This window comes from Streptomyces sp. NPDC057939 (assembly GCF_042887545.1).
Classification (GTDB): Bacteria; Actinomycetota; Actinomycetes; order Streptomycetales; family Streptomycetaceae; genus Streptomyces.
The window spans coordinates 44211-65863 of the sequence record NZ_JBHVPG010000048.1 but is presented as its reverse complement, the minus strand read 5'-3'; the positions used below and the strand labels follow the sequence as shown (position 1 = coordinate 65863).

The window sequence follows — 21653 nt, the reverse complement described above, 5'->3', positions numbered from 1 at the left end:
GGGCGGGGCGCCCCGGGCCGTCGACCCGGGGGGTCACGCGCCGGGCCAGGGCCCGGGGGTGGGGCCGTCCTGCTTCTCCTCGGTCTCGGTGCGGAACACCTTGAAGCCGCGCCGCTGGTAGTTGTCCATCGCGGTCGGGCCGTCCTGGCTGCAGGTGTGGACCCAGACGCGACGCGTGGGCTCCCGGTCCGGCCAGCGGGACGCGAGGTCCCAGGCGCGGGCCGTCCCGACGGACAGCAGGTGTCCGCCGATGCGACGCCCCCGGAAGTCGGGCAGCAGCCCGAAGTACATGATCTCCACCACGCCGTCGGGCTGCGGATCCAGCTCGACGTACCCCGCCGGGGTGCCGCGGTCGTACGCGACCCACGTCTCCACGCCGGGCCGCTCCAGCTGCTCCACCCACTGCGCACGGGTCAGCGACAGCCGGTCCGTCCAGTGGATGTCCCCGCCCACCGACGCGTAAAGGAAACGGCTGAACTCCGGCGAGGGGACCTCCGCCCGCTCGATGCGGACCTCGGGGCCGGGCACGGCCGCCGGGACCAGGTCGCCGGGCGCGGTCATCTCTAGGGACCAGGTGGTCAGGGTGATGGTGCTCATGCCGTTCAGGGAACCACATCCGACGCGGGCCCCTCCGGGGCGCCCCAACCGACGGCGCCGCCCTGCCGGGCCCGGACCACCGCGGGGGCGGTGGAGTGCGGGAGCAGCCCCGCCGGGTCCCGCGGCCGGACCAGCTCCACCTCCACGTCCTCCGCGAAGCGGTACGGCCGGTGCGTGAGCACCCCCGCGAGGTGGCGGCGGACCCGGGAGAGCTCTGCCCGGACCGTCACCGTGCGCGTGGGGTCCCCGAAGAGTTCCGCGGCCAGCTCCGCCGCCGAGCGGCCGCGCGGGGTCTCCGCCAGCAGGAACAGCAGCTCCGCGTGGCGCGGGCTCAGCTCCTGGGACCAGCTGCCGGCGGCCCCGTACACGGTCGCCGACCAGGAGCGCGGCCTGCTGAGGTCCAGCACCACGCGGCTCACCGGGACGGCGGCCGCGCGGGGTTCCGCGATCCGCAGCAGCCAACCGCCGGGCAGCGGTTCGGCCACGCAGTCGCCGAGCTGCGGCAGCCAGAGCCGGCCCGGGCCGAGGGCCTTGGGAAGCGGGATCCGGTCGGCGGGCGCCAGCCCCGCCACCGCCGCCGTCCAGCCGTGCGGGTCCACGGCCAGGGCCCGGCCGGGCAGCCGGGCCAGCAGCGGGGCCGCGACCGCCCGCAGCCGCTCCAGGGACTCCAGGTGCCGCACCCGCAGCTCGCGCTCGGCGAGGCGGGCCACGGAGCTGACCCAGGCCAGGGTGGCGGGGTGCATCGTGGCGAGCGGCCCGCTCACGTCGACGACGCCCAGCAGCTGCCCGTCGCGAGGGTCGCGCACGGGAGCGCCCGCGCAGGTCCAGTCGTGGTGGCTGGAGACGAAGTGCTCGGCGGAAAAGACCTGCACCGGGCGCCGGACCACCAGGGCGGTGCCGACGCCGTTGGTCCCGACGACCGCCTCGGTCCAGTCGGCGCCCACGGCGAATCCGAGCCGGTCCGCCTTGCGCAGGATCGAGGCGTGCCCCTCCCGCCACAGCAGCCGCCCGTCCGCGTCGGCGACGACCATGATGTGCAGGGCCTCGTCCAGCGCGGGCAGCAGCCCCTCACGGAGCACCGGCATGAGGTCCCGCAGCGGCGAGACCTGCCTACGCTCCTCCGTCTCGGCCGCGGACAGCACCCGCGAGCGGGCGTCCCGGTCGGGGTGCACCCCGCCGGCCAGCATCCGTCGCCAGGACTCGGCGATCTCCGGGCGCGGGGCGGCGGGCGGTCGTTCCCCGGCCAGCGCGGCGGCCCGTACCCCCTTCAGCAGGCGCGTGGCGTCACGCGCGTCCATGGCCGAGATGCGTGCCACGTCGACCGTGCCGCCTGCGGTGTTGGCCACCGGAACCTCCCCGTGCTGAACAGGACCTACTGCGGGAGCCGCCCGCCGTCGAGCACGTGCCCTTCCCCGGGCACGTGCGGCGGGCGCCTGCCGATCCGAGGGTTGCAACGGTATGCAACTCTCGCCAACCCCCGGTCGCCCGACCGAAACTATCGGCACGCCGCCGAGCGGCGTGACAGCTCCTTCCTCGGGGCTTCTCGGATCAGGGGTGGTGCCGAGTCGGCGCGGCGCCACCCCCGGTCCCACCTCCACGGGCCCGGATCCCGGTGCTGCGCGGTTTGGGGACCGCTCCCAGCCCGTGGTCCGCGCCTGTGCCGGCGGCCTCCGGCCGCGTCCCGGGACCGGGCCGGCGCCCCCGTCAGACCGCGATCCGGGCCCGCTCCACCACCGACGCCAGGTCCAGGCTGTGCGGCAGCGTCCCGAAGGCCGCGCCCCAGTCCCCGCCGAGCCGTGACGCGCAGAACGCGTCCGCCACCTCCGGCGGAGCCCACCTGACCAGCAGGGACCCCTGCAGGACCAGGGCCATCCGCTCCACGACCCGACGGGCCCGGGCCTCGATGCCGTCGAGGTCGGCCAGTTCGGTGAGCAGGTTCTTGATGGCGGCGTCCAGCCGGTGGTCGGCGCCCCGGGCGAGGCCGACCTCCTGGAGGAACGCGTTCAGGGCCATCGGCTCGCGCTGCAGGGCCCGCAGCACGTCCAGGGCCTGCACGTTGCCGGAACCCTCCCAGATCGAGTTGAGGGGGGACTCGCGCAGCAGTCTGGGCAGACCGGACTCCTCGACGTAGCCGTTGCCGCCCAGACACTCCAGGGCCTCCGCGACCATCGGCGTACACCGCTTGGTCACCCAGTACTTCGCGGCGGGCACCGCGAGGCGCAGGAAGGCCTTCTCCTGCTCGGTACCGGCGTCGTACGCCGCCGCCAGGCGCAGGGTCAGCACGGTCGCCGCCTCGGACTCCAGCGCGAGGTCGGCGAGCACGTTGCGCATCAGCGGCTGGTCGATGAGCGGCGATCCGAAAGCAGAGCGGTGCTCCGCGTGGTGGACGGCCTGGGTCAGCGCCTGCCGCATGAGGGACGCCGAGCCGATCACGCAGTCCAGCCGGGTCGCCGCGACCATCTCGATGATCGTGCGCACCCCCCGGCCCTCCTCGCCCACCCGCCGCGCCCAGGTCCCGTCGAACTCGACCTCGCTCGACGCGTTCGACCGGTTCCCCAGCTTGTCCTTCAGGCGCTGGATCGCGAACGCGTTGCGGGTGTCGTCCGGCAGCACCCGGGGCACCAGGAAGCAGGTCAGCCCGCCCGGCGCCTGCGCCAGGACCAGGAACCCGTCGGACATGGGCGCCGAACAGAACCACTTGTGGCCCGTCAGCAGGTACTCCCCGGAGGCGTCGAGCGGCACCGCCACCGTCGTGTTCGCCCGTACGTCGCTGCCGCCCTGCTTCTCCGTCATCCCCATCCCGAAGAGCACACCGCCCTTGCGCGCCGCCGGGCGCAGGCCCTCCTCGTACACGTGCGAGGTCAGCCGCGGCTCCCACTCGGCGGCCAGCTCCGGATCCGTGCGCAGCGCCGGGACCGCCGCATGCGTCATCGAGACGGGGCACCCGTGCCCCGCCTCCGCCTGCGACCAGAGGAAGAAACCGGCCGCGCGGCGCAGGTGCCCCGCGGGCCGGCCCCACGCGTCGGTGAGCCCCGACGTCACCGCGTGGCCGAGCAGCCGGTGCCAGGCGGGGTGGAACTCCACCTCGTCGATCCGGTTCCCGTACCGGTCGTGCGTCCGCAACTTCGGCGGACATTCGTTCGCCTGCGTCCCCCAGTCCTGGGCCTGGGCCGAGCCCGCGGCGCGCCCGAGGGTCGTGAGCTCCTCCCTTACCTCGTCGCGGAGTTTGGGGGCCGCGTCGGCGAGGTGGCGTTCCACGCCCTCCGTGAGGGCCCGGTCGCCGAGGTAGACCTCGTGGCCCACCAGGGGCGGGGCCTGGTTGCTGACTGTGTGGGTGGTGGCTGCCATGCGGATACCGTAAGGACGTGCAGCCAGCAAAAGAAACACCCGAGCGGATCCCAGGACGGCTCCACCGGGCCCGCGCCCTCTATCGCAACGTCTCGAAGCGGAAGATGGCCTGGCTGCTGCTGAAGGACACCGTCAACTCGTGCATCGAGTACCGGATCCTGGGACTGGCCGCCGAAGCGGCCTTCTTCACGCTCCTGTCGCTGCCGCCGCTCTTCCTCGGTCTGCTCGGTCTGCTCGGTTACGTCGACGGCTGGACCGACACCCAGTCCGTGCAGAGCATCGAGGAGAACATCCTGCGCGCGGTCGGCACGATCCTGTCCGACCGGGGCGTCAACGACGTCGCGAAACCCATGCTGGACGACGTCACCAGCCGCGGCCGGCCCGACCTGATCTCGCTCGGTTTCGCCTTCGCCCTGTGGTCGGGATCCCGCGCCGTCAACGTCTTCATCGACACGATCACCGTCATGTACGGCCTCGACGGGCACCGCGGCATCGTCAAGACCCGGCTGCTCGCCTTCCTCCTCTACATCATCGCCCTGCTGATCGGCGCGATCGTGCTGCCGCTGATGGTCGTCGGCCCCGATGCCGTCGTCCGGCTGGTGCCGTGGAGCACGGAGGTCATCGCGGTGCTGTACTGGCCGACGGTCACCCTCCTCTCCATCGCCTTCCTGACCACCCTGTACCACGTCTCCGTCCCGGTGCGGTCGCCGTGGATCGAGGACGTGCCGGGCGCGCTCGTCGCCCTCGCCATGTGGGTGCTGGGCTCGTTCCTGCTGCGGATCTACCTGACCAACACGGTGGAGGGGCCCACGATCTACGGATCGCTGGCCGCGCCCGTGGCGATCCTGTTGTGGATCGGCATCTCGGCCTTCGCCGTGCTCGTCGGCGCGGCCGTCAACGCCGCGATCGACCGGGTCTGGCCCTCGGTGGCCACCGCCGCGGCCCGTGAGGCGAACGAGCGGGTCCGCGAGGCGGAGGCCGCCCAGCTGGTCGCCCGGGCCGCGGCCTGGCGGGCCCTCGCCGAGGGGGAGTCCGAGGACGACGAGGACGGCGGAATGCCCTCGGAGTTCCCCGAACGCTGGTCGAAGTTCCTGCCGCCGGAGGACTACACGTCCCGGCTCCGCAAGCACTGAGGTCCCGGCGCGGCCCGGCTAACCTGGCGGTGTGTACGAGGAGACGCCGTCCGCGGTCGTGCCCGGGGCCGTCGTGTGGCGGGCCCGCGGGGCCGGCTCCGTGGTGGTGCCCGACGGCTGCATGGACCTGCTGTGGGTCGGCGGCCGCCTCCTGGTCGCCGGCCCCGACACCGGGCCGCACCCCGCCGGGGAGGTCCCCGGCGACGCCTTCGCCGGACTGCGGCTGCCCCCGGGTACCGCGCCCGCCCTGCTCGGCGTACCCGCCCACGAACTGCGCGACCGACGGGTCGAGCTGGCCGGGCTGTGGCCCGGCGCCCAGGTGCGCCGCCTCACCGAACGGATCGGGGCGTACGAGGATCCCCGTACGGGCCTCGAAGAGCTGGCCCGGGTCCGGGCCGCGGCCGTCGGGCCGCCCGATCCCCTCGCCGCCGAGGTGACGGCCCGCCTCCGGGCCGGGGAGTCGGTCGCCGGGATCGCCGGGGCGGTCGGCCTCGGGGAGCGGCAACTGCGCCGACGCTCCCTCGACGCCTTCGGGTACGGCCCCCGCACCCTCGGCCGGGTGCTGCGCCTCCAGCGGGCCCTGACCCTGGTCCGGCGCGGACTGCCCCAGGCGCAGGTGGCCCACCTGGCCGGATACGCCGACCAGGCGCACCTCGCCCGGGAGGTGCGCGCGCTGGCCGGAACGACCCCGGGGGCCTACGCGGCCGGGTCGGAAGCCTCGGAAGGGGCCGACGGGTCGGAGGGGTCGGCAGGGGCCGACGGGGCGAACAGGGAGATCCCGGAGCCGTCCGGGTCGAGCACCACCGCGTAGCGCTGCCCCCAGAACGCGTCCCAGGGCTTCATGTGCCCCTCGTGGCCCGCGCCGGTCAGCTCGGCGTACAGCGCGTCCACCTCGGCGGGGGAATCGCACAGGAAGGCGAGCTCCACCCGGTTGCCGCCGGCCGGGCGGGTCCAGGACGGGTCGATGCCGCGGATGGATTCCTCCGTGTCCCAGGCGATGCGCGGACCTCCGGGGAGGGCGGTCTCGACGTGCGGCTGCTCCTCGGAGCCGACCGGCACGTCCAGACCGAGACGACGGTAGAAGGCGAGGGAGGCGGCCATGTCGGAGACGACGATGCCGATCATGTCGAGTCGTGGAGTCATGGCAGCAGGCTAGGCAACCGCGGCGGTCGCCGTCTTGAAGGAAACGGACATCGCCGCTCCGCCGCCACCCGGCATCAAGGAAGCGTAAAGACTGCCGGGATCCGGCAATGCGGTCGACCGGCGGGGCCGGGCACAATCGGGTTCGTCAGCGGGGGACGGCATCCTCGGATGCCGGGACACGGAAGGGGGAGGCGATGGCGGAGTTCCTTGCCGCGGTGGTCGCCTTCCCCACCGTCTTCTTCACCTTCGCCCTCGGCGTGATCATCGCGTACTGGCTGATGGTCCTCCTCGGCGCCGCCGAGCACGACGCCCTCGACTCCGACGCAGGCTCCTCCGCCCTGGGCACCCTCGGCGTGCCGTTCTCCGTCTCCGTCTCGGTCTTCGTCACCGTCGCCTGGTTCGTCAGCCTCGCAGGCACCGTTGTCCTCGACCGGGCCGGCATCGGCGGCGGCACCGCGCTCCTCGTCCTGGCGGCCGCGCTGCTCCTGGCCCGGGCCCTGACGAAGGCCTGCGTACGGCCGCTGCGCGGGGTATTCGAACCCGACGTGCAGCCACCGTCCCGCCAGGACTTCCTCGGCCGGCTCTGCGTGGTGCGCACCGGCCGTGTCGACGGCTCGTTCGGGCAGGCCGAGGTCGCAGCCGACGACGGCTCGACCGCCGTCGTCCAGGTCCGCCAGACCGGCGCCGACCCGCTGTCCCACGGCAGCACCGGCCTGCTCTACGCGTACGACGAACCCGGTGAGTTCTTCTGGGTGGCCCCGTACGACAGCGCGCTCGATCCGCGCGCCTGAGGCCTGCCGGACCCCTCGTCCGTCCGCCCGCCCCGTCGTCCGTCCGGCCGTCGTCCGCCCGGCCACCGTTTTCCCACCCGAAGGATTCCCATGGATGCCATCACCCTGGGCGTCGGCGTGCTCGTCGGCGTCGTCCTCCTCCTCGTGTTCGTCGTGCTGTTCGTCGTCAGCAGGCTCTTCCGGAAGGTGGAGCAGGGCAAGGCGCTGATCGTCTCGCGGATGCGGAAGGTCGACGTCACCTTCACCGGGCAGGTCGTCCTGCCCGTCCTGCACAAGGCCGAGGTCATGGACATCTCGGTGAAGACCATCGAGATATCCCGCACCGGCCGGGACGGCCTGATCTGCCAGGACAACATCCGCGCGGACATCCGGATCTCCTTCTTCGTCCGCGTCAACAAGACCACCGAGGACGTCATCAAGGTCGCCCAGGCCATCGGTACCGCACGGGCCAGCGACAAGGCGACCCTCCAGGAACTGTTCAACGCCAAGTTCTCCGAGGCCCTCAAGACCGTCGGCAAGCAGCTCGACTTCACCGACCTCTACACCAAGCGCGACGAGTTCCGGGACCGCATCATCGCCGTCATCGGCACCGACCTCAACGGCTACAGCCTTGAGGACGCCGCCATCGACCACCTGGAGCAGACGCCGCTCACCCAGCTCGACGCCTCCAACATCCTCGACGCGCAGGGCATCCGGAAGATCACCGAACTGACCGCCATCGAGCACGTGCGGACCAACGAGTTCCAGCGCACGGAGGAGAAGGAGATCACCCGGCAGAACGTCGACGCCCGCGAGGCCATCCTGGAACTCGAACGCCGCCAGGCGGACGCCGAGATCAAGCAGCGCCGGGAGATCGAGACCGTACGGGCCCGCGAGGAGGCGGAGACCGCCAAGGTCGTCGAGGAGGAGCGGCTGCGCGCCCAGGGCGCCTTCCTGCGCACCGAGGAACAGCTCGGCATCCAGCGCGAGAACCAGGCGCGCGAGGTCGCCGTCGCCGCGAAGAACCGCGAACGGGTCATCGCCGTCGAGAGCGAGCGGATCGAGAAGGACCGCCAGTTGGAGGTCATCGCCCGCGAAAGGGAGACCGGACTGAGCCGGATCGCCGCCGACAAGGAGGTCGAGACGGAGAAGCGGGACATCGCCGAGGTCGTGCGCGAACGCATCGCCGTGGACCGCACCGTCGCGGAGCAGGAGGAGTCCATCAAGCGGCTCCGCACGGTCGAGGAGGCCGAACGCACCCGGCAGGCCGTCGTCATCGCCGCCGAGGCCGAGGCCCAGGAACGCCTCGTCAAGGACATCAAGGCGGCGGAGGCCGCCGAGGCCGCGGCGGTGCACCGGGCCGCCGAGCAGCTGACGCTGGCCGAGGCGCGCGTCAAGGCGGCCGAACTCGACGCCCGGGCCGCCCTGCGGCACGCCGAAGGGGCGCAGGCCGAGGCGGCGGCGGCCGGACTGGCGGCCGTACAGGTCCGCGAGAAGGAGGCCGACGCGATCGAGAAGTCGGGGCTCGCGGAGGCGAACGCCACCGAGGCCAGGCTTCGGGCGCAGGCCGAGGGCACCCGGGCGCAGGCCCTGGCCGACGCGGAGGCCATCGGCGAGAAGCTGAAGGCGGAGGCGGCCGGACTGACCGAGAAGGCCGCCGCGCTGGCCGCGCTGGACGAGGCCTCCCGGGAGCACGAGGAGTACCGGCTGCGGCTGGCGGCCGACAAGGAGGTCCGCCTCGCCGGGCTGGAGGTGCAGCGGCAGGTCGCCGAGGCACAGGCCATGGTCGTCGCGGCCGGCCTGGAGAAGGCGGACATCAGCATCGTCGGCGGGGAGTCGGTCTTCTTCGACCGGCTCGTCTCCTCCATCTCGCTGGGCAAGGGCATCGACGGGTTCGTCGACCACTCGCGGACCGCACGGACCCTGGCGAAGCCGTGGCTGGACGGCTCGGCCGGCTTCACCGAGGACCTGACGCGGGTGCTCGGCGGCGTGTCGACGGCGGACGTACGGAACCTGACGGTGTCGGCCCTGCTGACGAAGCTGATGAAGGGCGCGGGGACCTCGGCCGCCCCGCTCGGTGAACTCCTCGCCCAAGCACAGCGGATGGGGCTGGCCGACCTGCCGCTGGCCGCCGTGACCGGCGGCGCGGTGAACGGGGCGCACCCGGTCAACGGGGCCGGCGCGGCCCCGGTGCCGCCGAACGGCGCCTAGGGCCTGTTCGAAGGTGGCGCCGGGCGCCCGAAGGGCGCGCCCCGCGTCGTCCGGCGCCGCGCCGCCTCGCCGCACTGCCGGTACACCCGAGTGCGTCCGGTGCGCGGGAGCCGCGACAGCGCGCCGAGCCGCGGCGCCGGACGACGCGGAACCGACCGACCCGATCCGAGAGAGCGACCCGGGCCCGGCCCGGCCCGCGTCGGGCCCCTCCCCCCAGGGCCCGCCGGTATTCGACACGACGTACAGGAGTGCAGGTGGCCACCGACATCGAGGCGGGGACCTACGAGGTCCTGCGGGACCGGCTCGCCGGCCAGGCGGCGGAGTTGGCGCGGCGCGCCTCGGCGCTCAACGCGCGGCGGGTCGAGGCCTTCGGGTCCACCGGCCTGTCCCTCACCGGCACGGCCCCGGCCCGCACGGACGGCCCCTGCGTGGCCCGGGACCTCGCCGCCGTGGGGGAGTGGCTGCTGCTCGGCCACGAGGTGCCCGTCGGCCACGCCGGTGAGGTCCGGCCCGGCGAGGTCTTCACGCTGTACGACCGGGACCTGGAGCCGGCCCCGCCGGGCTCGGTGCCCGGTCTGCTCGACGACCCCGACTTCGTCCGCGAGTTCGGCGCGCTGTTCCGCTACTACCGTCAGGCCCGGCTGCTGCGGCTGCGCCACGTCGACGGCAAGCTCCTCGCCGTCTTCCGCACCGGCGAGACGGAGGGCGACATCCGCGTCCTGCGCTGGCGCGTCGCCGGCGGCGGCGCCGAGTTCCTCGACGCGCAGGGCGAACGGGACCACCTGCGGCCCACCGCGCCGGACGACGTGCGGTGGACGCGGACCACCCGCGAGGACCAGGTCCCGGGCCGGCACCCGCACCTGGCGGTGGCCGGGGAACTGTACGTGTCCACCGTCGGCGGCAGCCTCACCGTCAAGACGGACGACGACACCGAGACCGCCGACGGCATCCACTCCGAGCCCGTCACCGACCCCCTCCAGGCCCTCGCCGACGCCGAGGTCGCGCACGCCCGCGTCGGGCCGCTGATCCTGCTGCGGGTCCGCCCGTACAAGGAGCCGCACGACCGGCACCTGGTCTTCAACACCATCACCCGGGACGTCGTGCGCCTCGACGGCATCGGCGGCGGCGTCCGCCGACTGCCCGGCGACCAGGGCATCGTCTTCCCCGGCGGTTACTGCCTGGCCGGCGGCGCCCACAAGACCTTCGACATCGACACCCGGGGCCTCCGTCACGAACGGACCGTGCGCTCCCCGAACGGCGAGGACGTCCTCCACGTCTTCTCTGGCACCGGCCGCACCCTGCTGCTGCCCTACAACCTGATCCGCAAGGAGGCGGCCACCCCGATCACCTGCCACGGCCACGCCCTCTTCGACGACGGCACGCTGACCGTGCTGCGCGGAGCGGACGGCGCCACCCGCGCCCACCCGCTCCAGGTCTGGCGGTCCCCCTACCGGTCCGACGCCCACGCCGCCGCCGAGACCGCGGCCGGCGACGGCGGCCCGCTCGCCCGGATCGGCAACGCCGACCTCGTCCGCGGCATCGCCGACTGCCTCGAACTGGCCGCCTCCGTACGGGACGTGACCGAGCCGACCAGCGAACTGCACACCGCGCTCAGCGCCGCCTGCGGACGCGCGGGCGACCGCTACCACTGGCTCGGCGACCCGGAGGTCGGCGACCTGCTGACCCCGCTGGCCGCCCTGCGCGAAACGGCCGAACAGGTCCTCGTCGAGTTCGAGACCGTACGGGAGCTCACCCTGCGGGCCGCCGGCGCCCTGGAGGAGGCCACGGCATCGGCCACCGGCCTGATCCGCCGGGCCCGGGGAGAGGCCCCGCGCAGCGCCGGAGACTGGGTGGACCTGCTCACCGCACTGCGCCGGGCCCGCGGCAGGATCCTCGCCCTGACCGAGCTGAGCCACGCCGACACGGCCGCCATCGCGGCGGCGGCCGACCGGGTCGCCGGCGAGCTCGACGCGGCCGGCCGGCGGGCCGTCGGCTTCCTGAGCCGCGAGGACGCCTTCGCCGACCACGGAGCGGCGATCGCCGCCCTGGCCGCCGAAGCCGCCCGGATCACCACCGCGGCCGAGGCCGTTCCGCTGGCCGAGCAGCTCGCGGACCGGGTCGAGGGGCTGCGTACGGTCACCGAGGTCGTCACGGGCCTCGACATCGCCGACGCGACCGTGCGCACCGGCGTCCTGGAGCGGGTCGCGGACGTCCTCGGCGCCTCCAACCGGGCCCGGGCCGTCCTCGACTCCCGGCGCCGCGAACTCGTCGAGGCGGAGGGTCGCTCCGCCTTCGCCGCCGAGTTCACCCTGCTCGGCCAGGCCGTCACGGCGGGCCTGGCCGCGGCAGCCACCCCGCAGGACTGCGAGGAGGAACTGGCCGGGCTGCTGTTGCGGGTCGAGGACCTGGAGGCCCGCTTCGGCGAGTCCGAGGAGTTCCTCACCAGGCTGGAGACCCGCCGCACCGAGGTGTACGAGGCCTTCACCAGTCGCAAGCAGACCCTCCAGGACGCCCGCGCCCGACACGCGGAACGCCTCGCCGCCTCCGCCGGCCGGATCCTGGACACCGTCGCCCGACGCCTGGTCGCCCTGCCCGACACCGGCGCCGTCCATACCTTCCTCACCTCCGACCCGATGGTCGCCAAGGTCCGACGGACCGTGGAGGAACTGCGGGGCCTCGGCGACCGGGTACGGGCCGAGGAACTCGACGGACGGCTCGCCGGCGCCCGTGAGGAAGCCGGGCGGGCCCTGCGCGACCGCCGCGACCTCTACACCGACGGCGGGGCCGTCGTCCGCCTCGGCCGGCACGCCTTCGCCGTCAACGCCCGGCCGCCCGAGCTCGGGCTCGTCCCGCACGGCGACGGGCTCGCCCTCGCCCTGTCCGGCACCGACCTCCGCTCCCCGGTCACCGACCCGGCCTTCGCGGCCACCCGGCCCTACTGGAACCAGTCGCTGCCCTCGGAGAACACCGAGGTCTACCGGGCCGAGTACCTGGCCGTGCGGCTCCTGGCCGAGCACGGCCCGGACGCCCGGCCGGAGGCCGAACTGCGGGCCCTCGTGCGGGCGGCGGCGGAAGCCGCCCACGACGAGGGGTACGAGCGCGGAGTCCACGACCACGACGCCGCGCTCCTGCTCGCCGCACTGCGCCGGCTGCACGCGAGCGCCGGCCTGCTGCGCCACCCGGCGTCCGCCCGGGCCGCAGCCCAACTGTTCTGGGCGTACGGGACGAGCGAGGAGGCCCGTACGGCCTGGACCCGGCGGGCCCGGTCGACCGCGCGGGCCCGCCGGGCCTTCGGGAACGCACCCGCGATCGGCGAGTTCCTGGCCGAACTGGCCTCGGAGATGGAGGTGTTCGGCGGCGACGGGGTGTCCGCCGAGTACCTCTTCGAGGAGCTGGCCGCCGACCCGGAGGGCTTCGTCGTCGACCCGGCCGTACGGGGCCTGCTCGACAAATTCAGCGCATGGGAAGGGAGTTCGGGCTGCCGGGAGGACCTGGCGGCACTCGGTGAGGACCTGCCCGCCCGGCGCCGGCTGGCCGCGACCTGGCTGGCCGGCTTCGCGGCGGCGCACGGCGAACCGGTCGGCGAGGGACAACTCGCCGAGGCGGTCGCCGTGGAACTGTGCGGGACCCTGACCCACCGCGACCCGGAGGCCGACGGCGCGACCACCGCCACGGTCACCGGTCTCCTCGGCGCGCACCCGCGCACCGGGGGCGGCAGCCTCCACCTCGATCTACCCGAACTGCTCTCCAGGGTCGGCGCGTTCGCGGAGACCGTGGCGCCGGGCCACCGGGCCTACCGCAGGCGGGCCGCCGAGCTGGTCGCCGCCGAACACGCCCGGCTGCGGTTGGACGAGTACCGACCCCGGCCACTGCCGGGCTTCGTCCGGGGCCGGCTCGTCGACGAGGTGTACCTGCCGCTGATTGGCGACAACCTGGCCCGCCAACTCGGCACGACCGGCGCCGACCGGCGGACCGACAGCAGCGGACTGCTGCTGCTCGTCTCCCCGCCGGGCTACGGCAAGACCACGCTCATGGAGTACGTCGCCGACCGCCTCGGCCTGATGCTGGTCAAGGTCGGCGGGCCCGCCCTCGGCCGGAACGTGACCTCGCTCGACCCCGCGCAGGCCCCGGACGCCACCTCCCGACAGGAGGTGGAGAAGATCAACTTCGCGTTGGCGGCGGGCAGCAACGTCCTCCTGCACCTCGACGACATCCAGCACACCTCCCCGGAACTCCTGCAGAAGTTCATCCCCCTCTGCGACGCCACCCGCCGCATCGAGGGCGTCCGTGACGGCGTCGCCCGCACCTACGACCTGCGGGGCAAACGCTTCGCCGTCTCCATGGCCGCGAACCCGTACACCGAGACCGGCGAACGCTTCCGCATCCCCGACATGCTCGCCAGCCGCGCCGACGTCCGGAACCTCGGTGACGTGCTGACCGGCAAGGAGGAGGCCTTCGCCTTCAGCTTCGTCGAGAACGCCCTCACCTCCCACCCCCTCCTCGCCCCGCTCGCGGGCCGCGACGGCGCCGACCTCGACCTGCTGGTCCGGCTCGCCGAGGGCGACACGAACGCCCGCCCCGACCGGTTGGCCCACCCGTACGCCCCCGCGGAACGCGAGCGGATCGTCGCGGTGCTGCGCCACCTGCTGACCGCCCGCGACACCGTGATCACCGTCAACCGGGCCTACGTCGCCTCGGCGGCCCGGACCGACGCCACCCGGACCGAACCGCCCTTCCGGCTGCAGGGCTCGTACCGCGACATGAACAAGATCGCCACGCGGATCGACCCCGTGATGAACGCCGCCGAACTCGACGCCCTCGTCGACGACCACTACCGGGCCGAAGCGCAGACGCTCACCAGCGCAGCGGAGGCCAATCTCCTCAAACTCGCCGAATTGAGAGGAGTTATGACGGCAGGTCAGGCAGTCCGTTGGGGTGAGGTGAAGGCCGCGTACGTACGCTCCCTGACGCCCGGCGGACCGGACGCCGAGCAGATGGCGCGCGCCGTCGGCGCCCTCGACCTCCTCGCGGAGCGGCTGGCCGCCGTGGAGACGGCGATCCGGGGGCGGGGCTGAGGGCGCCGACGGGCGGGCGGCGGGGGAGGCGGGAGGGGTGGGAGCGGTCCGCGGAAAAAGAGGTGGCGGGGTCGGAGGGACGCTTGTTACCGTGAACCCGTTCCCGCCGACCGGTGCGGAACCGCAGCGTGTGCACGATCCGGAGGTGAGTTCATTGATGACTGTCATTGCGCAGGGCCCTGCCCGCACTCAGAAGACCATCAATGTCACCTCCGTGGTCTCCGGCTGACCCCACACCACTTCACGCGCCGACGAGCGCACGCTGCCGGGACCACCCTGTGAAGGGTTCCCCTTGACTTCCTCTTCTTTCCCGCAGGCCTCCCTCGCGCACGCCCTCACCCCCTTCGGGTGGGACGACGCCTGGGCCGCCGCCTTCGCCCCGTACGCCGCCCAGGGACTCGTCCCCGGCCGCGTCGTCCGGGTCGACCGCGGCCAGTGCGACGTCGTCACGGCGGACGGCACCGTCCGCGCCGACACCGCCTTCGTCACCCCCCACGACCCGCTCCGGGTCATCTGCACCGGCGACTGGGCCGCCGTCGAGGCGGCCGGAAACCCGCGCTACGTGAAGGCGTACCTGCCGCGTCGGACCGCGTTCGTACGCTCCACCTCCTCACAGCGCTCCGAGGGCCAGATCCTCGCGGCCAACGTCGACCACGCGATCATCGCGGTGTCGCTCGCCGTCGAACTCGACCTGGGCCGCATCGAGCGGTTCCTCGCGCTCGCCTGGGAATCCGGCGCCCAGCCGTTGGTCGTCCTCACCAAGGCCGACCTCGTCCCGGACCCGGCCACCCTCGGTCACCTGGTCGAGGACGTGGAGACCACCGCCCCGGGCGTCCAGGTGCTCACCGTCTCCTCCCACACCGGGGACGGCACCGACGTCCTCGGCGCGATCGTCGCCGACGGCACGAGCGTGCTGCTCGGCGTCTCCGGCGCGGGCAAGTCCACGCTGGCGAACGCGCTGCTCGGCACGGACGTCATGGAGGTCCAGGCCACCCGTGACATCGACGGCAAGGGCCGACACACCACCACCACCCGCAACCTCCTCGCCCTGCCGGGAGGGGGCGTCCTCATCGACACCCCGGGGCTGCGCGGCGTCGGGCTCTTCGACGCGGAGGTTGGGGTCGGGCAGGTGTTCTCGGAGATCGAGGACTACGCCGCCGAATGCCGCTTCCACGACTGCGCGCACGAGGCGGAGCCCGGGTGCGGGGTGTTGGCCGCGCTGGAATCGGGGGCGCTGTCGGAGCGGCGGCTGGAGAGCTACCGCAAGCTGCTCCGCGAGAACCAGCGCATCGTCGCGAAGACGGACGCCCGTCTGCGCTCGGAGATCCGTCGGGACTGGCGGCTGAAGTCGGCCGAAGGCCGCGCCAACCACGCGGCGAAGCGGAACGGGCGCGCCTGACCCTCCCCCGGCCGGGGTTTCACGTGTGGGCCCCGGCCGGTGGGTTCGGGGTCGGGGGTGGGGGTGCGGGGGCTGCGGGTGGGTCGGGGCCGGTGCCGGGGTGGGGTGTGGGTTACGTCAGGGTGGTGGTCAGCCAGGCGGCTGTGATCAGGAGGCAGGCGAGGAGTTCCACCAGGACGCTCGTCCCCACCCCCCGCATCACGGTCCGGGTCGCCGCCCACGCCGCCCCATGCGTCCCGAGGCGGCGGCGCTCGCACAGGTAGATCCCGCCCATGAAACCCGGTACCGCTCCCACCACCGGGACGAGGACGAAGCCCAGGACCGCGCCGCCGCCCGCGGACGCCGCCATCCGGGGCGTGACGCCCAGCCCCTTGATCCGTCTCGGCGGCAGCAGCAACTTCACGGCCTGCACCAGCAGGAGCAGGCCCGTCGCGGAGGCCAGCAGCACCCACGAGACCCCCGACCGCACGTGCAGCGCCCACCACAGCACGCCCGCCCAGACCAGCCAGGTCCCCGGGACGCCCGGCACCATCACCCCCAGCACCCCGAGCAGGAGCACCAGCCCCACCAGGACCAGCTGAGGCAGCTCCATCTGCTCAGGGTGACCGACCTGGGGCTATCGGGCCACCCAGCCGCGTTCGTGGGCGTGCCAGCCGAGCTGGAGGCGGGTCGTGACGCCCGCCAGTTCCATGAGGCCCTTCACCCGCCGCTGCACGGTCCGCAGTCCCAGTTCCAGGTGCTTGGCGACGCTCGCGTCGGTCATCCCCGCCAGCAGCAGGGAGAGGATCTCCAGGTCGGTGGTGTCGGGGCCGCCGTCCCCCTCCTCCGCGAGCCCCGTCGACCCCAGCCGCAGCGGCAGCGACTCCCGCCACACCGCCTCGAACAGGCCGAGCAGGGACTCCAGCAACCCCGACGCGTGGACGACGAGGGCCGCCGGCTCCGCGCCCCGCGCGGTCAGCGGGACCATCGCCAGCGTCCGGTCGGCGATCACCAGTTTCGTCGGGACCTCGCCCGTCACCCGGATCCGCTCGCCGCGGGCCAGGGCCGTCGACGCCTCGCGGATCCCCGTCGGCAGCGTCAGCACCTGCCGCTCGATCACCACCCGGTACTCCACCCCGCGGACGGAGGCCCGTTCCTCGGCCTCGTTCTCCGTGCCCGTCACCACCTGCGGGCGGCCGCTGACGAGCGCGCACACCTCCTCCGTCGCCCCCAGCTGGAGCTGGTGGAAGCGGTGCGCCACCGCGCCGGCCCCCGTCACCACCTCCACCAGGTCGTGGACGGCCATCTCGCCGGCCTCGGCCCGGTACTCCTCCGCGAGGAGCACAGCCGCCAGCTCCGCCTGCTCCAGCTCGTGCCGCTGCTGGGTCAGGAGCGCGCCCAACGCGACCCCGGGCGGTGCGGCCACCCACCGTCCGGGCCGCGCCGAGGACTGGGCCGCGAGCCCCTGCTGCTCCAGATGCCGCAGCGCCCGCTCGGTCTGCGGCACCGGAAGCGTCAGCCGGTGCGCGAGGTCGGGCACCTCCGCCGCGCCCAGCGCCACCAGCGCGCGGTACGCCGACTCCTGCCCCTCGTCCAGACCTATCGCACCCAGCAACCCGTCCACCCCACTCTCAGTGCCGTTCCTGGCGGGAAGCGGCCACGGCGCGAACCCGCCGCCGACATCATCGCTGCACCTCCCGCCTCTCTGCCAAGGTGTCGCCACCGCAGCACCACCATCCACCGGCCAGAAGCCACGTGTACGTCAGCTATGCCGTGCAAGAGAGCAGTTGGCCGGAAATCACCTGGGGAGAGCGATGCGCCCGATATCGCGAACGGCAGTCGGGGCGGCCACAGCGGCCGTCCTCGCCGTCACCGCAGTCGGCCCGTCCGCGGCACAGCCGAGCGACGGACAGCCGGGACCGAGACCACTCGTCGGGAGCGGGGCGGCGGGCGCGCGGCCCGCGGCGCCCGTCACCGTCACCCTCGTCACCGGAGACCGCGTCCTGGTCTCCACGGACGCCGCCGGCCGCACCGCCGCCACCGCGATGCCCCGGGACGACGGCAGCCTGCCGGTCGTCCAGACCCGGCAGAGCGGCGAGGACGTCTACGTCTACCCCGAGAGCGCGGTCAAGGCGCTCGCCGCGGGCCGGGTCGACGAGGAACTCTTCAACGTCACCGGCCTGATCCGGCAGGGCTACGACGACGCCCACAGCAAGAAGCTGCCGCTGATCGCCGTGTACGACGGCTCCGTGAGCGTGGCGCGCAACACCCCGCCCGCGCCCCGCGGCGCCGACCGGTCGCTCGTCCTCGGCTCCATCGGGGCCGTCGCGCTCGCCGCCGACAAGCAACGGGCCGCCGACTTCTGGGCCGACGTCTCCGCCGGTGGCACCTCGCGCGCCGCGGGCGGACTGAAGAAGCTGTGGCTCGACGGCAAGGTCCGGGCGAACCTCGAACGCTCGACCCGACAGGTGAACGCCACCGCGGCCTGGGCCGCCGGACTCGACGGCGCCGGCACCAAGGTCGCCGTCCTCGACACGGGCACCGACCTCGAACACCCCGACCTCAAGGGCCGCGTCGCCGCGTCGAAGAACTTCACCGACTCCGACACGGACGCCGACCGGCAGGGCCACGGCACCCACACCATCTCCACCGTCGGCGGCTCCGGGGCCGAGAGCGGCGGCGCCAAGAAGGGCGTCGCGCCCGGCGCCGAACTCCTCAGCGGCAAAGTGCTCAACGACCAGGGCTACGGCCTCGACTCGTGGATCATCGCCGGGATGGAATGGGCCGCGGCGAGCAAGGCCGACGTGGTGTCCATGAGCCTCGGCGACCCCTCACGGACCGCATGCGACGACCCGCTCGCAGCGGCGGCCGAGCGACTCTCACAACAGGGACCCCTGTTCGTCGTGGCCGCCGGCAACGCAGGGCCCGGCAACAACACGGTCTCCTCGCCCGGTTGCGCCCCCAGCGTGCTGACCGTCGGCGCCGTCGACCGCGACGACACCACCGCCGGCTTCTCCAGCCGCGGCCCCGCGGGCCTCGCCCACACCCTCAAGCCCGAGATCGCCGCCCCCGGCGTCGGGATCTCCGCCGCCGCCGCGGGCGGCCGCGGCGTGTACGCGTACCAGTCGATGTCCGGCACCTCGATGGCCACCCCGCACGTCGCCGGAGCCGCCGCCATCGTCAAGCAACGCCACCCCGACTGGAACGCGCAGCAGCTCAAGGCCGCCCTCGTCGGCTCCGCGAACACCGCCGTCCCCGGGGACGTACGCGAGGTGGGAGGCGGTCGCCTCGACGTGAAGGCCGCCCTCGACGCCACCGTCACCGGCGCCCCCGCCGTACAGGGCGGAACGTACAACTGGCCGCAGGACCGCAGCGACCGCACCAACGTCGAGGTCCCGTACACCAACACCGGCAGCCGACCCGTCACCTTGACCCTCGGAGTCGAGAAGGTCACCGGCAACGACGGCTCCGCCGTCCGCTCCCGGGTCGCCCGCCTCGACCGGCGCACGGTCACCGTCCCCGCCGGCGCCACCGTCAAGGTGCCGCTCCACCTCGACCCGGCCGCCGAGCTGGAGCGCTCTCAGTACGGTGACGTCACCGGCCGCGTCGTCGCCACGGCCGCCGGCGTACGCGTCTCCACCCCCTTCTCCCTGTACGTGGAGCCCGAGACCGTCACCCTGCGGGTCAAGCTGATCGACCGCGCGGGCCGGCCCGCCGCCGGCCCCTCCTCGCTGGACGTCATCGGCACCGACGACGCCTCCGGCGAGCGCCGCTTCAACGAGGGCTCCGTCGACCAGGTCTACCGCGTACGCCCCGGCGCCTACTTCCTCTCCGCGTTCGTCGGCACCCCCGACACCGGTGAGGGCGCCGAACTGATCGACTCCCTCACCTACTTGGGCCGCCCACAGACCGAGGTGAAGAAGGACACGACCATCGTCCTCGACGCCCGGAAGGCCGGTCGCCTCACCATCGACGCCGACAGGCCGGTCGAGGCCCGCAGCACCACCCTCGGCTTCGCCCGCAGCTGGGACGACACCTGGCTGCACGCCGGCACCGCCATGGGCGGCCGAACCATCCGCGGCTACTACGCCTCCGTCGAAGGCCGCGCCATGGACGGGGAGTTCGAGTTCGCCGGCTACTGGCGGGCCGCCGCCCCGCTGATCTCCGCGCTCAAGGTCGTCGGCGGCCCGACGCTGCACCCGATCACCGCCTCCACGGGCAGCGACAACCTCGACGGAACGGGCCGCGCCCGACTGGTCGACGCGGGCGGCGGGACGCCCGAGGAACTCGCCGCCGCCGGCGTCAAGGACGCGATCGTCCTGGTGAAGGCCACGGACGGCGCCCTCCACGAGGTCGCGCGGGCCGCCAAGGACGCGGGCGCCAAGGCCGTCCTCGCCCACCGTGAGGGTCCCGGCCGCTGGATCGCCTCCACCGGCTACGCGGGCGGCGTCCTTCCGACCATGACCGTCGAGTCCACCGAGGGCCGGGCGCTGCTCGCCCGGCTCACGACCGGCCCCGTCACGCTGGAATGGAAGGGCACCGCGAGGAGCCCCTACCTCTACAACCTCGCCCTCCCCGAGAGCGGCGAGATCAGGTCGGACCGCACCTACCGGGTCCGCGACCGCGACCTCGGGCAGGTCGAATCCACCTACAACTCCATGGGAGTCGCCGCCGACTTCATCGACCTCTCCGGGGCCTACCGGCCGATCGGCAGCGCCGTGCACTTCGGCGGGTTCGAGACCGTCGCCGCGCCCGGCACGCGCACCGAGTTCTACACCGCCGGGGACACCGCCTGGGACCAACTGCTCTCCAGCAGCTTCCCCTGGGGCGAGTTCATGACCGGGGAACAGCGAACCCACACGAAGGGCCGCATCACGAAGGCGACGTGGTACGACGGGGTGATCGGCCCCGTCGCCCCCCGCGACCCGGCGGGCAGGGAGACCCTGGCCGCGGAGCGGCAGGGCAACCTGATCGGCTTCGCCCCCGCCATGTGGGGGGACACCGCGCACCACGCGCAGCCCGGTTCCTTCGGTGACATCGGCGGCCTGCAACTCGTGCGCGACGGACAGGTCATAGGGGACAGCCCGTATCCGTTCGGGGTGTTCGAGGTCCCGGCCGAGGCGGGTCGCTACGAACTCACCCAGTTCACCGAGAAGATCGGTCCGCCCACCCGCACCTGGCAGCGCTCGACCGCCGTACGCACGACCTGGGGCTTCACCTCGAAGCTCGATCCGTCGGCCCACTCGCAGGGCCTGCCCGTCCTCTTCCCGAGGTACGCGGCCCCGCTCGACGGCATGAAGACCCTCGCCGCGGCGGACGGCCAGAGCATCGGACTGGGCGTCACCGGGCACGCGGGCTACGCGCCGGGAGCGCTGAAGTCGGCGAAGCTGTCCTACTCCTACGACGGCGAGACCTGGACGGCGGCGAGGACCGCCGAACGGGGCGGCCGGTGGACGGCCGTCGTCGACCACGCGGGAGCCTCCGGCAAGGCGGTGTCGCTGAAGGTCGAACTGGCCGACGCGAACGGCGCCACGGTCACCCAGACGGTCATTCGGGCGTACGAAGTCCGCTAGCCCGTACGGGTGGAGGGGAAGGGGTCCACCGGGCGGCGGCCCGGTGGACCCTTTTCGCGCGTTCGGGGTTTTCCGTCGCCCGGGTGGGCCGACAATGAGGGCATGAGTCAGCAGGGCGCGGAGGACTGGTGGCAGAAGCTCTACGACGATCCGGAAACGGGACCCGAGCCTGATCCGGGGGACACCCTGGACCACCGGTTCCGCTCGGCGGCCGGCCTGGTGACCGACCCGCCCACGACCCCGCTGATCCCACCCCAGCACGGCCCACCGCCACCCCGGGACCCGGAACCGGCCACGGACCCACCGCCGGGTTGGGAGCCGGAGCCGGAGCCGGATCCGGCTCCGGGGACGTTCCGAGGTGCGGGCGCGGCGTCGCCGTCGGGTGCCTCCACGGGCCCGGGGCCGGAGCCCTCCTCCGGCACGTC

13 protein-coding genes are annotated in these 21653 nt (G+C 73.7%); 7 read left to right on the top strand and 6 right to left on the bottom strand.

Annotated elements, in window-relative coordinates; translation table 11 throughout:
- Positions 1–33 precede the first annotated feature (33 nt).
- The 3 genes from ACFVS6_RS34195 to ACFVS6_RS34185 form a co-directional block, all read right to left on the bottom strand.
- Positions 34–597 (bottom strand): GNAT family N-acetyltransferase, encoded by a 564-nt coding sequence (locus ACFVS6_RS34195; protein WP_389710149.1) that lies wholly within the window; start codon positions 595–597, stop codon positions 34–36.
- Between the two features lie 5 nt (positions 598–602).
- On the bottom strand, positions 603–1895 hold the full coding sequence (locus ACFVS6_RS34190; protein ID WP_389710151.1) for a GAF domain-containing protein: 1293 nt from the start codon (positions 1893–1895) through the stop codon (positions 603–605).
- A 406-nt stretch (positions 1896–2301) separates the two neighbouring features.
- Positions 2302–3945 carry an acyl-CoA dehydrogenase family protein gene (locus tag ACFVS6_RS34185; RefSeq protein ID WP_389710147.1) on the bottom strand — a complete coding sequence of 548 codons (1644 nt, stop codon included), beginning with the start codon at positions 3943–3945 and terminating at the stop codon, positions 2302–2304.
- A 17-nt stretch (positions 3946–3962) separates the two neighbouring features.
- Between ACFVS6_RS34185 and ACFVS6_RS34180 the strand changes: the two genes are divergently transcribed.
- Entirely contained in the window at positions 3963–5078 is a 1116-nt protein-coding gene (locus tag ACFVS6_RS34180; RefSeq protein ID WP_389710145.1) for a YihY/virulence factor BrkB family protein, read from the top strand.
- A 31-nt stretch (positions 5079–5109) separates the two neighbouring features.
- On the top strand, positions 5110–5889 hold the full coding sequence (locus tag ACFVS6_RS34175; protein WP_389710143.1) for a helix-turn-helix domain-containing protein: 780 nt from the start codon (positions 5110–5112) through the stop codon (positions 5887–5889).
- Here the strand turns inward: ACFVS6_RS34175 and ACFVS6_RS34170 are convergent.
- On the bottom strand, positions 5775–6221 hold the full coding sequence (locus ACFVS6_RS34170) for a VOC family protein (protein WP_389710141.1): 447 nt from the start codon (positions 6219–6221) through the stop codon (positions 5775–5777). The genes ACFVS6_RS34175 and ACFVS6_RS34170 overlap by 115 nt on opposite strands.
- 194 nt (positions 6222–6415) lie before the next feature.
- Here ACFVS6_RS34170 and ACFVS6_RS34165 point away from each other — a divergent pair, with 194 nt between their 5' ends.
- The 4 genes from ACFVS6_RS34165 to rsgA all read left to right on the top strand — a co-directional run bounded on the left by ACFVS6_RS34165 (position 6416) and on the right by rsgA (position 15676).
- Positions 6416–7012 carry a hypothetical protein gene (locus tag ACFVS6_RS34165; protein ID WP_389710139.1) on the top strand — a complete coding sequence of 199 codons (597 nt, stop codon included), beginning with the start codon at positions 6416–6418 and terminating at the stop codon, positions 7010–7012.
- A 90-nt stretch (positions 7013–7102) separates the two neighbouring features.
- Positions 7103–9202 (top strand): flotillin family protein, encoded by a 2100-nt coding sequence (locus tag ACFVS6_RS34160; protein ID WP_389710137.1) that lies wholly within the window; start codon positions 7103–7105, stop codon positions 9200–9202.
- Positions 9203–9456: 254 nt separating this feature from the next.
- Positions 9457–14277 carry a DNA repair ATPase gene (locus ACFVS6_RS34155; protein WP_389710135.1) on the top strand — a complete coding sequence of 1607 codons (4821 nt, stop codon included), beginning with the start codon at positions 9457–9459 and terminating at the stop codon, positions 14275–14277.
- A gap of 292 nt (positions 14278–14569) precedes the next feature.
- The gene (gene rsgA, locus ACFVS6_RS34150; RefSeq protein ID WP_389710133.1) at positions 14570–15676 is read left to right on the top strand and encodes a ribosome small subunit-dependent GTPase A; all 1107 of its coding nucleotides are present in this window, start codon (positions 14570–14572) and stop codon (positions 15674–15676) included.
- A gap of 112 nt (positions 15677–15788) precedes the next feature.
- Here the strand turns inward: rsgA and ACFVS6_RS34145 are convergent, their stop codons facing one another.
- Both ACFVS6_RS34145 and ACFVS6_RS34140 read right to left on the bottom strand, forming a co-directional pair.
- Positions 15789–16268 carry a DUF456 domain-containing protein gene (locus ACFVS6_RS34145; protein ID WP_389710131.1) on the bottom strand — a complete coding sequence of 160 codons (480 nt, stop codon included), beginning with the start codon at positions 16266–16268 and terminating at the stop codon, positions 15789–15791.
- A 24-nt stretch (positions 16269–16292) separates the two neighbouring features.
- Positions 16293–17270, bottom strand: a complete 978-nt coding sequence (locus tag ACFVS6_RS34140) for a helix-turn-helix domain-containing protein (RefSeq protein WP_389710129.1) — start codon at positions 17268–17270, stop codon at positions 16293–16295.
- Between the two features lie 199 nt (positions 17271–17469).
- On the opposite strand from ACFVS6_RS34140, the gene ACFVS6_RS34135 reads away from it, so the two are divergent.
- The gene (locus ACFVS6_RS34135; protein ID WP_389710127.1) at positions 17470–21228 is read left to right on the top strand and encodes a S8 family serine peptidase; all 3759 of its coding nucleotides are present in this window, start codon (positions 17470–17472) and stop codon (positions 21226–21228) included.
- Positions 21229–21653: the final 425 nt, after the last annotated feature.